Source organism: Streptomyces sp. NPDC059142 (assembly GCF_042755665.1).
In the GTDB taxonomy this organism is placed as follows: Bacteria; Actinomycetota; Actinomycetes; order Streptomycetales; family Streptomycetaceae; genus Streptomyces.
The window spans coordinates 1-15,266 of record NZ_JBHZDA010000131.1 but is presented as its reverse complement, the minus strand read 5'-3'; the positions used below and the strand labels follow the sequence as shown (position 1 = coordinate 15,266).

Annotated in this window: 13 protein-coding genes; 9 read left to right on the top strand and 4 right to left on the bottom strand. The window is 71.6% G+C overall.

The annotated features are described in order from the left end of the window. Both meaB and ACFXPK_RS30260 read right to left on the bottom strand, forming a co-directional pair. The coding region (meaB, locus tag ACFXPK_RS30265) for a methylmalonyl Co-A mutase-associated GTPase MeaB (RefSeq protein ID WP_385080296.1) at positions 1 to 952 on the bottom strand (952 nt) is incomplete at its 3' end. 199 nt (positions 953 to 1,151) lie between these two features. After that, the gene (locus tag ACFXPK_RS30260) at positions 1,152 to 2,348 is read right to left on the bottom strand and encodes an acetyl-CoA C-acetyltransferase (protein WP_385080294.1); all 1,197 of its coding nucleotides are present in this window, start codon (positions 2,346 to 2,348) and stop codon (positions 1,152 to 1,154) included. 178 nt (positions 2,349 to 2,526) lie between these two features. On the opposite strand from ACFXPK_RS30260, the gene mce reads away from it, so the two are divergent. The 7 genes from mce (at position 2,527) to ACFXPK_RS30225 (ending at position 12,094) form a co-directional block, all read left to right on the top strand. After that, positions 2,527 to 2,955, top strand: coding sequence for a methylmalonyl-CoA epimerase (mce, locus tag ACFXPK_RS30255; RefSeq protein ID WP_385003509.1), 429 nt, complete (start codon positions 2,527 to 2,529; stop codon positions 2,953 to 2,955). 159 nt (positions 2,956 to 3,114) lie between these two features. Beyond that, complete coding sequence (gene scy, locus ACFXPK_RS30250; RefSeq protein WP_385080292.1) at positions 3,115 to 6,837, top strand: polarized growth protein Scy; 3,723 nt, start codon at positions 3,115 to 3,117, stop codon at positions 6,835 to 6,837. Positions 6,838 to 7,051: 214 nt separating this feature from the next. Continuing rightward, a complete protein-coding gene (locus ACFXPK_RS30245; RefSeq protein ID WP_385080290.1) occupies positions 7,052 to 7,990 on the top strand; it encodes a cellulose-binding protein in 939 nt (312 codons plus the stop codon). A 94-nt stretch (positions 7,991 to 8,084) separates the two neighbouring features. Next, the gene (locus tag ACFXPK_RS30240) at positions 8,085 to 9,011 is read left to right on the top strand and encodes an ABC transporter ATP-binding protein (protein WP_385003503.1); all 927 of its coding nucleotides are present in this window, start codon (positions 8,085 to 8,087) and stop codon (positions 9,009 to 9,011) included. A 2-nt stretch (positions 9,012 to 9,013) separates the two neighbouring features. Next, a complete protein-coding gene (locus ACFXPK_RS30235) occupies positions 9,014 to 9,793 on the top strand; it encodes an ABC transporter permease subunit (RefSeq protein ID WP_385080288.1) in 780 nt (259 codons plus the stop codon). A gap of 283 nt (positions 9,794 to 10,076) precedes the next feature. Continuing rightward, positions 10,077 to 11,216 (top strand): ABC transporter ATP-binding protein, encoded by a 1,140-nt coding sequence (locus tag ACFXPK_RS30230; RefSeq protein ID WP_385003499.1) that lies wholly within the window; start codon positions 10,077 to 10,079, stop codon positions 11,214 to 11,216. Next, the gene (locus tag ACFXPK_RS30225) at positions 11,213 to 12,094 is read left to right on the top strand and encodes an ABC transporter permease (RefSeq protein WP_385080286.1); all 882 of its coding nucleotides are present in this window, start codon (positions 11,213 to 11,215) and stop codon (positions 12,092 to 12,094) included. The genes ACFXPK_RS30230 and ACFXPK_RS30225 overlap by 4 nt, the downstream gene beginning before the upstream one ends. A 117-nt stretch (positions 12,095 to 12,211) precedes the next feature. Here the strand turns inward: ACFXPK_RS30225 and ACFXPK_RS30220 are convergent, their stop codons facing one another. Beyond that, a complete protein-coding gene (locus ACFXPK_RS30220; RefSeq protein ID WP_385003493.1) occupies positions 12,212 to 12,541 on the bottom strand; it encodes an ATP/GTP-binding protein in 330 nt (109 codons plus the stop codon). Between the two features lie 222 nt (positions 12,542 to 12,763). Here ACFXPK_RS30220 and ACFXPK_RS30215 point away from each other — a divergent pair, with 222 nt between their 5' ends. Further along, positions 12,764 to 13,792 (top strand): LLM class flavin-dependent oxidoreductase, encoded by a 1,029-nt coding sequence (locus ACFXPK_RS30215; RefSeq protein ID WP_385080284.1) that lies wholly within the window; start codon positions 12,764 to 12,766, stop codon positions 13,790 to 13,792. 137 nt (positions 13,793 to 13,929) lie between these two features. Here the strand turns inward: ACFXPK_RS30215 and ACFXPK_RS30210 are convergent, their stop codons facing one another. Next, on the bottom strand, positions 13,930 to 14,322 hold the full coding sequence (locus ACFXPK_RS30210; RefSeq protein WP_385003488.1) for an SCO5389 family protein: 393 nt from the start codon (positions 14,320 to 14,322) through the stop codon (positions 13,930 to 13,932). 215 nt (positions 14,323 to 14,537) lie between these two features. On the opposite strand from ACFXPK_RS30210, the gene nucS reads away from it, so the two are divergent. Further along, entirely contained in the window at positions 14,538 to 15,209 is a 672-nt protein-coding gene (gene nucS / locus ACFXPK_RS30205) for an endonuclease NucS (RefSeq protein ID WP_385003485.1), read from the top strand. Positions 15,210 to 15,266: the final 57 nt, after the last annotated feature.

The window sequence follows — 15,266 nt, the reverse complement described above, 5'->3', positions numbered from 1 at the left end:
GGGTAGGGGAGTCCGTGGGTGATGACGTTCGATTCCAGGGCGACCACGGGGTGGCCGGCGGCGAGCGCCGGTGCCCCCACAGCGGGGAAAAACACCGGGACCCGCCCGGGGGGGGCGGGGGCGGGGGCGTGACGGGTTTGGTAGCCACATGGTGGGCCGCGCGGGCGGCCCGGCGCTCGGCGAGGACGCCGTGCTCCTCCATCCAGGCGCGGTGCTTCTCCAGCGCCTCCACCACCTCGTCGGTGCCCTCGCCCCGGGCGGCGACGGTCTTCACGATCGGCGGACGCCAGTCGCCGGGGCCCCGGGACTCGCCGAGGCCGAGCATGTGGTTCAGCTCGCGGGCCGTGGCGTCGGCGCCGTCGCGGTCGGCCTTGTTGACCACGTACACATCACCGATCTCCAGGATCCCCGCCTTGGCGGCCTGGATGCCGTCGCCCATGCCGGGCGCCAGCAGCACCACCGAGGTGTCGGCCTGCGAGGCGATCTCGACCTCCGACTGGCCGACGCCGACCGTCTCCACGATGATCACGTCGCATCCCGCCGCGTCCAGCACCCGGATCGCCTGCGGGGCCGCCCAGGCCAGACCTCCGAGATGGCCGCGCGTCGCCATCGACCGGATGTAGACGCCCGGGTCGGAGGCGTGCTCGGACATCCGGACCCGGTCGCCGAGGAGCGCGCCGCCGGAGAAGGGGGACGAGGGGTCGACCGCCAGTACGGCGACCCGCTTCCCCGCCCTGCGGTACGCGGAGACCAGCGCCGAGGTGGAGGTCGACTTGCCGACACCGGGCGATCCGGTCAGGCCGACGACGTACGCGTTCCCCGCGAGCGGGGCCAGTGCCGCCATCACCTCGCGGAGCTGCGGGGACGCCCCCTCGACCAGGGAGATCAGCCGGGCCACGGCCCGCGGCCGGCCCTCGCGTGCCTGGGCCACCAGCCCGGGGACGTCCTGCATCACAGCTCCGTTCCTCTCACGCCGCCCTGCCGCGGCTCCCCGTACGACCGGACGTACGACCGGACCCCGTCCGACCGGCCCCCGTCCGACCCGACGCGGTACGACCGGACGTACGACCGGACCGCGTACGGCGGGACCCCGTCCGGCCACGCCCGGCCGCACCGCCGCGGATATGGCTGAAATACGGTCACGCTCACGGTCACGGCACGCGGACGATCAGCGCGTCCCCCTGGCCGCCGCCTCCGCAGAGCGCCGCCGCGCCGGTCCCGCCGCCGCGCCGCTTCAGCTCCAGCGCGAGATGGAGCACCAGCCGGGCGCCGGACATCCCGATCGGGTGGCCCAGCGCGATCGCACCCCCGTTCACGTTCACCTTTTCCGGGGACACGCCGAGGTCCTTCATGGACTGCACGGCGACCGCCGCGAACGCCTCGTTGATCTCGATCAGATCCAGGTCGTCGATGTCGAGGCCGTCCTTGTCCAGAGCGTGCCTGATCGCGTTCGAGGGCTGGGACTGGAGCGAGTTGTCCGGGCCCGCCACATTGCCGTGCGCGCCGATCTCGGCCAGCCACTCCAGGCCCAGCTCCTCGGCCTTCGCCCTGCTCATGACGACGACGGCCGCCGCGCCGTCGGAGATCTGCGAGGAGGTGCCCGCGGTGATCGTGCCGTCCGCGGCGAACGCGGGACGCAGCCGCGCCAGCGACTCCACGGTGGTCTCGGGACGGATCCCCTCGTCCTGCGAGAAGAGGACCGGCTCGCCCTTGCGCTGCGGGATCTCGACCGGAGTGATCTCCTCCTCGAAGATCCCGTTCTTCCGGGCGGCGGCGGCCCGCTGGTGGGAGAGGGCGCCGAACTCGTCCTGCGGGAGGCGCGCGATGCCCAGCCGGGCGTTGTGCTTCTCCGTGGAGGCGCCCATGGCGATGGACTCGAAGGAGTCGGTGAGCCCGTCGTACGCCATGGAGTCCAGCATCTCGATGGCGCCGTACTTGTGGCCCTCGCGGGACTTGGGCAGCAGGTGTGGGGCGTTCGTCATCGATTCCTGGCCACCGGCGACGACGATGTCGAACTCACCCGCGCGGATGAGCTGGTCCGCCAGCGCGATCGCGTCGAGCCCGGAGAGACAGACCTTGTTGACGGTGAGTGCGGGGACGCTCATCGGGATGCCGCCCTTGACGGCCGCCTGGCGCGCCGGGATCTGCCCCGCCCCGGCCTGGAGCACCTGTCCCATGATCACGTACTGCACCTGGTCGCCGGCGATCCCGGCCCGTTCCAGGGCGGCCTTGATCGCGAAACCGCCCAGGTCGGCGCCGGAGAAGGTGGTGAGCGAGCCGAGGAGCCGTCCCATGGGGGTACGGGCACCGGCGACGATCACGGAGGTGGTGGTGTTCGTTCCAGACATGGGACGCGATCCCCTTTGTGTGCGGCTGCGTGCGGCCTGAGGTGCGGACGGTGGGCCCGCCGCCGTGTGAACGACGGTTCACTTCAAATGTACTGAGCGGTACGGGTCCGGGTCACCCGGCGGCACATGTGACGGCTCGCACGTTGCGTAATCACCTCCCTACCGCTGCACTGTCTGCATGCTGACGAGAATCGACCACATCGGAATCGCCTGTCGCGACCTCGACAAGACCGTCGAGTTCTACCGGTCCACGTACGGGTTCGAGGTGTTCCACACCGAGGTCAACGAGGAGCAGGGCGTCCGCGAGGCCATGCTCAAGATCAACGAGACCTCCGACGGCGGAGCCTCGTACCTCCAGCTCCTCGAACCCACCCGGGAGGATTCGGCCGTCGGCAAGTGGCTGGCCAAGAACGGGGAGGGCGTGCACCACATCGCGTTCGGTACCGCCGACGTGGACGGGGACGCCCAGGCCGTGCGGGACAAGGGTGTACGGGTCCTCTACGACGAGCCGCGCACCGGCTCGATGGGGTCCCGCATCACGTTCCTCCACCCCAAGGACTGCCACGGCGTACTCACAGAACTGGTCACCTCCCGCCCGGAGCACTGACCTTAAGGATTCCCGGCCCGGTAGAGTGGCGCATCCGGGCCGGGGCCGGGCCGGGGCCGCGCCCCTGTCAATGATCTGTCACCATTCCCCCGGGGGTCCGTTCGCCGAGAACGGTGCCCAATAGGGCAGTTGCGACCAGGGGACGGATGGGACCGCGCAGTGCGGGGCTACGAAAGCCAGCAGAGCCACCGAGCTGAGGACGACCACCTCTCGCGGTTCGAAGCCGAGATGGACCGGCTGAAGACCGCGCGGGAGAAGGCCGTCCAGCACGCCGAGGACCTCGGTTACCAGGTCGAGGTGTTGCGCGCCAAGCTCCACGAGGCACGGCGCGCTCTGGCGACCCGTCCTTCTTCCTCGTACGACAGTGGCGACCTCGGCTATCAGGCCGAACAGCATCTGCGGAACGCGCAGATGCAGGCCGAGCAGATGCGCCAGGACGCCGAGCGCGAGCTGCGCGACGCGCGCGCCCAGACGCAGCGCATTCTCCAGGAGCACGCCGAGCACCAGGCGCGGCTCCAGGCGGAGCTGCACACGGAGGCCGTCCAGCGCCGCCAGCGGCTCGACCAGGAGCTGGCGGAGCGCCGGCAGACCGTCGAGTCCCACGTCAACGAGAACGTCGCCTGGGCCGAACAGCTCCGTGCCCGTACGGAGGCCCAGGCCAGGCGGCTGATGGACGAGTCGCGCGCCGAGGTCGAGCAGTCGCTCGCCGCCGCGCGCGCCGAGGCCGCGCGGGTGACCGACGAGGCGCGGCGCCGGCTGGGCTCCGAGGCCGAGACGGCCAGGGCCGAGGCCGAGGCGCTGCTGCTGCGGGCCCGCAGGGACGCCGAGCGGATGCTGAACGCCGCCTCGTCGCAGGCGCAGGAGGCCACCAGCCACGCCGAACAGCTCCGTACCTCCACCACCGCCGAGGCCGACCAGACCCGCCAGCAGGCCACCGAGCTGAGCCGCGCCGCCGAGCAGCGGATGCAGGCCGCCGAGGAGCGGCTGCGGGAGGCCAGGGCCGAGGCCGAGAAGGTCGTCACGGAGGCGAAGGAGACCGCGGCCAAGCGGCTCTCCGGCGCCGATTCGCAGAACGAGCAGCGCACGCGTACCGCCAAGTCGGAGATCGCCCGGCTGGTCAACGAGGCGACCAAGGAGGCCGAGGCCACCAAGGCGGACGCCGAGCAGGCCCTCGCCGACGCCCGCGCCGAGGGCGAGAAGCTGGTCGCGGAGGCCGCCGAGAAGGCCCGCGCGGTCGCCGCCGAGGACACCGCGGCCCAGCTCGCCAAGGCGGCCCGTACCGCCGAAGAGGTCCTGACGAAGGCGTCCGACGACGCGCAGGCCACCACCCGCTCGGCGAGCGAGGAGGCCGAAAGGATCCGCCACGAGGCCGAGGCCGAGGCGGACCGGCTGCGCGGCGAGGCCGCCGAACAGGCCGACCAGCTCAAGGGCGCGGCCAAGGACGACACCAAGGAGTACCGCGCCAAGACGGTCGAGCTCCAGGAGGAGGCGCGCCGGCTGCGCGGCGAGGCCGAGCAGCTCAGGTCCGAGGCGGTCGCGGAGGGCGAGCGGATCCGCGGCGAGGCCCGCAGGGAGGCCGTCCAGCAGATCGAGGAGGCGGCCAGGTCCGCCGAGGAACTGCTGACGAAGGCGAAGGCGGACGCGGACGAGCTGCGCACGAGCGCGACGTCCGAGAGCGAGCGGGTCCGCACCGAGGCCATCGAGCGCGCCACGACGCTGCGCCGGCAGGCCGAGGAGACCCTGGAGCGCACCCGCGCCGAGGCCGAGCGGCTGCGCGAGGAGGGCGAGGACCTCGCCCAGGTCATGAAGGCCGCCGCCGAACAGGCCGCCGCCGAGCTGCGCGAGGAGGCCGAGCGGGGCGTCGAGGCCCGCAAGGCCGAGGCGGCCGGCGAGCTGACCCGGCTGCACACGGAGGCGGAGACGCGCTTCGCGTCCGCCGAGGAGGCGCTGACCGAGGCGCGCGCCGAGGGCGAGCGGATCCGCCGCGAGGCGGCCGAGGAGGCCGAGCGGCTGCGCACGGAGACCGCGGAGCGCGGCCGTACGCTCCAGGCCCAGGCCGAGGAGGAGGCCGAGCGGCTGCGCACGGAGGCGGCCCAGGACGCCTCGGCGTCCCGTGCCGAGGCGGAGAACGCGGCGGTACGGCTGCGTACGGAGGCCGCTTCCGAGGCGGAGCGGCTCAAGACCGAGGCGCAGGAGAGCGCCGACCGGATCAGGGCGGAGGCGGGCGCCGCCGCCGAGCGGGTCGCCGCCGAGGCCGCCGAGGCGCTGGCCGCCGCGCAGGAGGAGGCGACCCGTCGCCGCCGCGAGGCCGAGGAGACCCTGACGGGCGCCCGCGCCGAGGCGGAGCAGGAGCGCGAGCGCGCCCGCGAGCAGAGCGAGGAACTGCTCGCGTCGGCCCGTAAACGGGTCGAGGACGCGCAGACCGAGGCACAGCGGCTGGTGGGCGAGGCCGACTACCGCGCCACGGAGCTGGTCGCCGCCGCCGAGCAGACCGCCCAGCAGGTACGGGACGCGGTCGCGGGGCTGCACGACCAGGCCGAGCAGGAGATCCTGGCGCAGCGGGTCGCCGCCGAGGAGGCCGCGGACCAGCTCCAGGCGGAGACGCGCGAGGAGACCGACCGGGCACGGGCGGAGGCGCGCGCCGAGCGGGAGCGGGCCACCGCGGAGGCGAACCAGCTCCGTACCCGTGTCCAGGCGGAGACGGAGGCCGCCCAGGCGCTCGCCGAACGCACCGTCAACGACGCGATCGGGGAGGCGGAGCGGCTGCGCGCCGACACCGCCGAGTACGCGCAGCGGGTACGGACGGAGGCGTCGGACGCCCTGTCGGCGGCGGAGCAGGACGCGTCCCGCAGCCGCGCCGAGGCCCGTGAGGACGCCAACCGGATGCGGGGCGACGCCGCCACGCAGGCCGACCGGCTCATCAACGAGGCCGCGGGCGAGTCCGAGCGGATGCGCGCGGAGGCCGCCGAGACGGTGAACGCCGCGCAGCAGACCGCGGAGCGGGTACGGACCGAGGCCGAGCAGCTCAAGCGGGAGAGCGAGGCCACGGCCGAGCGGGTCAGGAACGAGGCGCAGGAGGAGACGGACTGGCTGCTCGACGAGGCGCGCAAGGACGCGGCGAAGCGCCGCTCCGACGCCGCCGAGCAGGCGGACCAGCTCGTCAACAAGGCCCAGGAGGAAGGGCTGCGCGCCGCCACGGAGGCCGAGAAGCAGGCCGACACGCTGGTGGGCGCCGCCCGCAAGGAGGCCGCCCGGATCACCTCGGACGCGACGGTCGACGGGAACTCCCTCGTGGAGCAGGCCCGTTCGGACGCGAACGAGCTGCTGGTGGGGGCGCGCCGGGACGCGACGGCCATACGGGAGCGGGGCGAGGAGCTGCGCAGGCGCGTCGAGAACGAGATCGAGCAACTCCACGAGCGGGCGCGGCGCGAGACGTCCGAGCAGCTCAGGACGGCGGGCGAGCGCGTCGACAAGCTGATGAAGGCCGCCGACGAGCAGCGCACCGAGGCCGAGGAGAAGGCCAAGGAGCTGGTCGCGGACGCCAATTCGGAGGCGAGTTCGGTCCGGATCGCGGCGGTGCGCAAGGCGGAGGGGCTCCTCAAGGAGGCCGAGCAGAAGAAGGCCACCCTGGTCAGGGAGGCCGAGCAACTGCGCGCCGAGGCCGCCGCCGAGGCGAAACAGATGGTCGACGAGGGCAAGCACGAGCTGGATGTGCTGGTGCGCAGGCGTGAGGACATCCAGGCGGAGATCTCCCGTGTCCAGGATGTGCTGGAGGCGCTGGAGTCGTTCGAGACACCGTCAGGCGGCGGGAAGGACAATCCCGTCAAGGCGGGCGCCGTGGCCGGAACCACTCGTTCGAGTAGCAAGTCCTCCGACGGTTAGACCGTCGGACCATGCGGCGATCAGGGGGCGGTGTACCCGCCCCCCACGTCGTCGTTCCCCCGATCGTGGGACGCTCCAGGTGTCTCCTGAGGGCGACTTGCCACTCAAAAGGCTGGACATTCTCCATATCAAAGCTGCATCGACTCGGTGACACGCCGCTCAGGCCCCTAGGATTCCTTCTATCACCTCACCGGTCTCATTCGACAGGAACCCCATGAGCGACACTTCCTCCCCATTCGGCTTCGAGCTCGTGCGGCGTGGTTACGACCGCGGTCAGGTGGACGACCGCATTACCAAACTCGTCGCCGACCGTGACAGTGCACTGGCCCGCATCACCGCTCTCGAAAAGCGCATCGAGGAACTCCACCTCGAGACGCAGAACGCCCAGGCCCAGGTCAGCGACGCCGAGCCGTCGTACGCCGGTCTCGGCGCCCGCGTCGAGAAGATCCTCCGCCTCGCCGAGGAGGAGGCGAAGGACCTGCGCGAGGAGGCCCGTCGCGCGGCGGAACAGCACCGTGAGCTCGCCGAGTCGGCGGCCCAGCAGGTACGCAACGACGCCGAGGCGTTCGCCGTCGAGCGCAAGGCGAAGGCCGAGGACGAGGGCGTCCGTATCGTCGACAAGGCGAAGGGCGACGCGGCGACGCTCCGTTCGGACGCGCAGAAGGACGCGCAGTCCAAGCGCGAGGAGGCCGACGCGCTCTTCGAGGAGACCCGTGCCAAGGCCGCCCAGGCCGCCACGGACTTCGAGACGAACCTCGCCAAGCGGCGTGAGCAGTCGGAGCGCGACCTGGCGTCCCGTCAGGCCAAGGCCGAGAAGCGCCTGGCGGAGATCGAGCACCGCGCCGAGCAGCTTCGTCTGGAGGCCGAGAAGCTGCGTACCGACGCGGAGCGCAGGGCCCGTCAGACGGTCGAGACGGCGCAGCGTCAGTCCGAGGACATCGTGGCGGACGCGAACGCCAAGGCCGACCGGATCCGCAGCGAATCGGAGCGCGAGCTGGCGGCGCTCACGAACCGCCGCGACTCGATCAACGCCCAGCTCACCAACGTCCGCGAGATGCTGGCGACGCTGACGGGTGCCGCGGTGGCCGCCGCCGGCTCCCCGGCGGACGACGAGCCGATCTCCCGTGGGGTCCCGGCGCAGCAGTCGCGCTGATCCACCACGGCTCCGGCCGATCGATCGGGTAACGATCGCGCAGCCCCCTGTCACTCCGGTGGCGGGGGGCTTTGCGCGCGTTTAGGTTGGCCGCATGATCGAGGTAGAGGGGCTCACCAAACGCTTCGGCCGCAAGGTGGCGGTCGATCACCTCTCCTTCCAGGTGCGGCCCGGCGTGGTGACGGGCTTCCTCGGTCCCAACGGGGCGGGCAAGTCGACCACGATGCGGATGATGCTCGGCCTGGACCATCCGACGGGAGGCTCGGTCCGGATCGACGGACGGCACTACCGGGACCTCGCGGAACCCCTGAAGCACATCGGGGCGCTGCTGGAGGCCAAGTCGATGCACGGGGGCCGAACCGCGTACAACAACCTCCTCTGTCTGGCGCAGAGCAACCGGATCCCGGCGTCCCGGGTCGACGACGTCCTCGACGTGGTCGGACTGACGGCGGTGGCGCGGAAGAAGTCGAAGGGATTCTCCCTCGGGATGGGGCAGCGGCTCGGTATCGCGGCGGCGCTGCTCGGTGATCCGGAGATCTTGATGTTCGACGAACCGGTGAATGGCCTGGACCCCGAGGGAATCCACTGGATCCGCAATCTTATGAAGGCGCTTGCACACGAAGGACGCACGATCTTCGTATCCAGTCACTTGATGAGCGAAATGGCCCTGACCGCCGATCACTTGATCGTGATCGGACAGGGCAGACTGCTCGCGAACACATCGATGGCCGACTTCATCCACGCGAATTCCCGGAGTTACGCGCGGCTGCGTTCCCCGCAGCCCGAGCAGTTGAGGGACGCGCTGCACGAGGCGGGTTTCACGGCGGCGGACGCGGCCGGCGGGGTCCTGGAGGTCGACGGCGCGACCACGGAGGAGCTGGGTGAGCTGGCCGCGCGCCACGGGATCGTGCTGCACGAGCTGAGTGCCCAGCGCGCCTCCCTCGAAGAAGCGTTCATGCGGATGACGGCGGAGTCGGTCGAGTACCACTCCCGCGGGTCCGGCGAGAGCCAGGGGGTCTGACCATGGCATCGGTTCCTGCGGTCCTCCGCTCCGAGTGGACCAAGATCCGTACGGTCCCCTCCACGACCTGGACGCTGGTCAGCGCGCTGGTGGTGACGGTGGCCCTGGGCGGGGCGCTCTCCGCGGTGGTGAACTCCCAGTTCGGCACGTTGTCGGAGATGGAGCGGGCGACCTTCGACCCGACGTACACCAGCTTCTCGGGGATGGTTCTCGGGCAGCTCGCGATGGTGGTCTTCGGGGTGCTGGTGGTCGGCTCCGAGTACAGCTCGGGGATGATCCGCGCCTCGCTGGCGGCCGTACCGCGGCGCGCCACGTTCCTCTTCGGCAAGATCCTGGTGGCCGGGGTGCTGGCGCTGGTGGTCGGGCTGATCACCGGCTTCCTGGCGTTCTTCCTGGGGCAGGCGCTGCTCGGGGACCACGGCACGACGCTCGGCGAGCCGAACGTGCTGCGCGCGGTGATCGGCAGCGGTCTCTACATGACGCTGATCGCGCTGTTCTCGATGGGCGTCGCCGCGATGCTGCGCAGCTCGATCCTCTCGCTCGGCATCCTGATGCCGTTCTTCTTCCTCGTCTCGCAGATCCTCGCAGCCGTCCCGGGCGCCAAGGAGGTCGCCCGGTACTTCCCCGACCAGGCGGGACGCCAGATCACCCAGGTGGTCACCGGGGCCCTGAACTCGACCCCGGCGCCGTACGGCCCGTGGGAGGGGCTGGGGATCATGGCGCTGTGGGTGGTGGCCGCGCTGGCGGGCGGATACGCCGTACTGAAGAAGCGCGACGCGTAGCGTCCGGCCCCGGCGCGGAAGCGCGGGCCAGGCTTCCCGTGGCCGGCTCTTCGGGCGCCCCGTGGCCGGCTCGTCAGGCGCCCCGTGGCCGACTCGCCGCGCGCCCCGTGGCCGACTCTCCACACGCTCCGTGCCCGATCCGCCACACGCCCCGCGGCCGACTCTCCGCCGGAACGACTTGGCCGGAACCGTCAACGCCTGGATATCCTCCTAACTCTAACGGGGGCCTTCGGCCCGGACCGGCCACTGCCCCGACGACCTGACCTGTCGATGGGGCTGGAGAATGATCGAGGCAGTCGGCCTGACGAAGCGCTACGGCGCCAAGACGGCCGTGTACAACCTTTCCTTCCAGGTGAGGCCCGGCCATGTCACCGGGTTCCTGGGCCCCAACGGCTCCGGCAAGTCCACGACGATGCGGATGATCCTCGGTCTCGACCGGCCCACCAGCGGTCGTGTCACGGTCGGCGGCCATCCCTTCCGGCAGCTCCCGAACGCCCCGCGCCAGGTCGGCGCGCTCCTCGACGCCAAGGCCGTGCACGGCGGGCGCAGCGCGCGCAACCACCTCCTCTCGCTCGCCCAGCTCTCCGGCATCCCGGCCGCGCGGGTGGACGAGGTCCTCGGCGTCGTCGGCCTCCAGGGCGTTGCCAAGCAGCGCTCCAAGGGCTTCTCGCTCGGTATGGGGCAGCGGCTCGGCATCGCGGCGGCGCTCCTCGGGGACCCGCAGGTGCTGCTCTTCGACGAGCCGGTCAACGGCCTGGACCCCGAGGGCATCCTCTGGGTGCGCAATCTGATGAAGCAGCTCGCGAGCGAGGGCCGTACGGTCTTCGTCTCCTCGCACCTGATGAGCGAGATGGCGGTGACCGCCGACCACCTCATCGTGATCGGCCGGGGTCAGCTCCTCTCCGACATGAGCGTCAAGGACTTCATCTCGGCCAACTCGGCCGATTTCGCCAGGGTCCGTACCCCGGCGGACGAGCCGGAGCTGCGCGAGAAGCTGGCCTCGGCGCTGACCGGGGCGGGCGGCCAGGTGCTCTCCGAGCCGGACGGCGCGCTGCGCGTCACGGGGCTGCCGCTCCCCCGGATCAGCGAGCTGGCGCACGGCACGGACGTACGGCTCTGGGAGCTGTCCCCGCACCAGGCGTCGCTGGAGGAGGCGTACATGCGGATGACGCAGTCCACCGTCGACTACCGCTCCACGGCCGACGCCCTCGCCGGCTTCACCCCGCCGCCCCAGCCGCCCGGCTACGGGCCTCCGCAGGGGTACGAGGCGGCCCCGCAGGGCTACACGCCCCCCGTGGTCCCCGAGGTGCCGCAGCAGGGCTGGTACCCCCCACCGCCGCCCGGGGCCGCCCCGTCCCGGCAGGACACCCCGGCACCCGCCGCGGAGCCGACGAAGCGCGACAGCACCGAGGACGCCCGATGACGACGCCGCACCAGCAGGCCCCGCACCAGCCGCACCTTCCGCACCAGGGCCGGGCGCCGCACGCGACGGCGCCGTACACCTCGCCGATCCCGGCCCGGCGCGCCCATCTCGGGGACGCCCTGGCCTCGGAGTGGACGAAGCTGCGCTCCGTACGGGCCACCCTCTGGTCCCTCGGGGTGATGGTCCTCCTGATCGTCGGGATCGGGCTGCTCGCGGCGCTGATCGTCGCCTCCGCCCGCACCGCCACCGACGTGGAGGCCGAGGTCTCCGGTGCGTCCATGCTCGGCCTCGGCTTCTTCGGGGTGCTGCTCGGGTCGCTCTGCGTGATCACCCTCGGGGTGCTGACCATGACCTCGGAGTACGGCACGGGCATGATCCGCACCACGCTGACCGCCTGCCCCAGCCGCGGCCGGGTGCTGGCCGCCAAGTCGCTGGTCTTCTTCGTCGTCGTCTTCACGGTCACGACCGTGACCACGATGGTCGTCGCCGCGCTCCAGACCTCGATCCTCGACGCGACCGCGCCCACCACCGGCGAGTGGATCCGCGCCACCGTGGGGGTCAGCTTCTACCTGGCCATGCTCGGGCTGCTGTCGATGGCGGTCGGCGCGCTGGTCAGGCACTCGGCGGGGGCGATCACCGTGATGATCGGCCTGGTGCTGCTGCCGCTCGTCCTCGCGATGTTCATGATGGCCAGGTCGCTCGCGGGCGTCCAGGAGTTCCTGCTCGCCTACTCGATCCCGAGCCAGCTCGTCCAGCTCTACGGGGACGCCTTCGGCTCCGTGGGACCCCAGGGGTCGACGGCGCTGTGGATCATCACCGGGCTGACGGCGCTCGCGATGACGGGCGCGTACTTCTCCCTCGACCAGCGCGACGTGTGACAGGTGGCATGTGACGTGTGACAGGTGACGTCCGGCGCGGTGACCTGCGACATCCGGCGCGGTGACGTGCGACGTGCGACGTGCGACGTCCGGCGCGCCGGACGCGCGGCGCCGGGCTCAGTACCGCGGCGCGTTACGGGACCGCTGCACCCGCGAGGTGCGGCGGTCCTTCGCGTTCCAGCACGCCTGGTGCCAGTGACGCCGGTCGTCCACCCCGCCGTACTCGGGCCACGCCACCACATGGGCCACCGCGGAGGGGATCTCCTGGTCGCATCCGGGGCAGCGGTACCGCTTACCGGCGGCACTTGCCCCCGCCACGTGTCGAACTGACCAGTTCTCGCCCTGCCATGTTTCCGACCGCTGGAAGCCGCCGTACCGGTCGCCGGAGTCGGCGGATCGGTCGGTCGGGTTGTCGCCGCCTCGGGGGCGGTTGCGACGCGGGGACACGGAACACCTCACGGGGCAGACAGCACGGACCGAATCCAGCCTACGGCGCGCACCACCGGGCAGACGCCCCGTAGAGGCGTGCGCACCCCGCCTCCGCAGGGGGTCCGCGGGCGGTACTCACCGGACAATCGCACGAGTTTCGTGTCCGGCCGTGCCTTTGGCACGTGTCAGACGTTGTTGCCAGTAGGGGGAGTCGCGTCGGCCGCGAGGAGGCAGAAGGCGATGCGTGTTGGAGCTTTTGTACTGGCCGCCCAGTTCCCGGGCCAGGGACAGGGAGAAGCACTGCACCGGGCGGTGCGGACCACGGAACTGGCCGAGGAGTCGGGGCTCGACGCGGTCTGGCTGGCCGAGCACCACTTCGTGCCGTACGGCGTCTGCCCGTCGGCCGTGACCCTGGCCGCGCTGCTGCTCGGCCGTACGCGACACATCCGGGTGGGTACGGCGGTCAGCGTGTTGCCGAACGTACATCCGGTGGCGCTCGGCGAGCAGGCCGCGCTGCTCCATCTCGTCTCCGGGGGACGGTTCACCCTCGGGGTGGGTCGCGGCGGCCCCTGGGTCGACCTGGAGGTCTTCGGCACGGGGCTCAACGCCTACGAGCGCGACTTCCCGGAGTCCCTGGAGCTGCTGCTGCGCTGGCTGCGCGGGACACGGGTGGCGGCCGCCGGCGACCGGTACGCCTTCCGTGAGGTCGCCGTCGTCCCGCGCGCCGACGAGCTGTCGCGCCCCGGCGGCCGGCCCGAGACGATCATGGCCTGTACCTCACCCCGGAGCGTGCGGCTGGCGGCCCGGCACGGGCTGCCGATGCTGCTGGGCATGCACTGCGGCGACGACGAGAAGGCCGATATGGTCGCGCTGTGGCGTACGCACGCCCGCGCGGCGGGGCTGGCGCCCGCGGAGATCGAGCACGCCCCGCATGTGTCGGCCGGTGTGGCACAGATCGCGGACAGCCGCGCCGCCGCGACGGAGACCCTGGTCAAGGCGATGCCCGGCTGGCTGCGCCAGGGTCTCGGCGCGCATGTGACGGTCGACGGCAGGTCGCGCTCGATGCGCGACCCGGTGGCGTACACGGAACTGCTCTGCGCCCTGCACCCGGTGGGGCCGCCGAGGCTGGCGGCGGACCGGCTCGCGGCCACGGCGGAGCGTACGGGCATCACGCGCTTCGCGCTGCTCGTGGAGGGTTCCGGCGATCTGGCGGCGACGGAGGAGAACGTACAGCGCCTGGGGACGGAGGTGCTCCCCCTGCTCGCCTGAGCGTCCGGACGTACGGGGCGTGCGGGGCCATGCGGGGTACGAGCGTGCGGGGAGGGTACGGACGTACGGGCCCTCAGGGACGCTGCCGCTCCGGCGCCGTGGTACCTCCCACGGCGCGGGAGCGGCAGCCGAAACCGTCAGCAGTCCCGGAGTTCAGGAGACTGGTTGAGCAACTGGGCCCGCACCGAGGTGAAGCGGGTCAGCCGCTCGTCGACCGAGGGGTCCAACGGGAACACCGCGACGCGGTGGCAGTTCTGGAATGCGAGCCGCACTCCGAAGTGACGCTGGAGCGCACCGCGAATGGCATCACTCGCGAGCGCGCGCAGCAATTGACCACGTGCCTGCTCGTCCGGCGGGGGCGTCTGGTTGTCGGCGAACTGTCCACCGTCCACCTTCAGCTGAGCCACCAGAGAACTGATCATCTCCCATGCATAGGGCAGGGAGGTCCGGACGCAGTCGACGAAAGCCGCTTCATCGACCTCGCCTCGCTCGGCCTGATCCAACAGCGCCGGTGAGACGTCGAGCGACATGGGTTCTCCTCTCGCGACCCCGCGGGGAACGGGGCCTTACGGGCAGGGAAGGAGGCGACGACGACGCAGCGTGCACGACCGGCGACCTCCCGCATCCACGTTAGGCGCGCCGACCGGAGGGCACCAGGATTATGGGGCCACAACCGGCCAATAACGAACGGGGGCTTCCAGGGCGAATCGCGCGCGACGGCGGCGGTCGAGTAGCGTTGCCGACCATGCGTCTCGTCATTGCCCGCTGCTCCGTCGACTACGCGGGCCGGCTCACCGCCCACCTGCCCTCCGCTCCCCGTCTCATCCTGGTCAAGGCCGACGGCAGTGTGTCCATCCACGCCGACGACCGGGCGTACAAACCGCTCAACTGGATGTCGCCGCCCTGCACGTTGAAGGAAGGGACGGACGAGGACACCGGCGTCTGGACGGTCATCAACAAAGCGGGCGAGAAATTGATCATCACGATGGAGGAAGTCCTCCACGACTCGTCCCATGAACTGGGCGTCGACCCCGGTCTGATCAAGGACGGCGTGGAGGCGCACCTCCAGGAACTGCTCGCCGACCGCATCGAGACGCTGGGCGAGGGGTACAGCCTCATCCGCCGCGAGTACCCGACGGCGATCGGTCCGGTGGACATCCTCTGCCGGGACGCCGACGGCGGCACGGTCGCGGTGGAGATCAAGCGGCGCGGCGAGATCGACGGCGTGGAGCAGCTCACCCGCTATCTGGAGCTGCTCAACCGGGACCCGCATCTGGCGCCGGTGAAGGGTGTGTTCGCGGCGCAGGAGATCAAGCCGCAGGCCCGGGTGCTGGCGACGGACCGGGGCATCGGGTGCGTGGTGCTGGACTACAACGGGATGCGCGGCATCGAGGACGACAAGCTGCGGCTGTTCTGATGTGACGGAACCGGTCCCCGCGGAAGAGGGACGAGGGACGCGAGAGGCCCGGTGGGG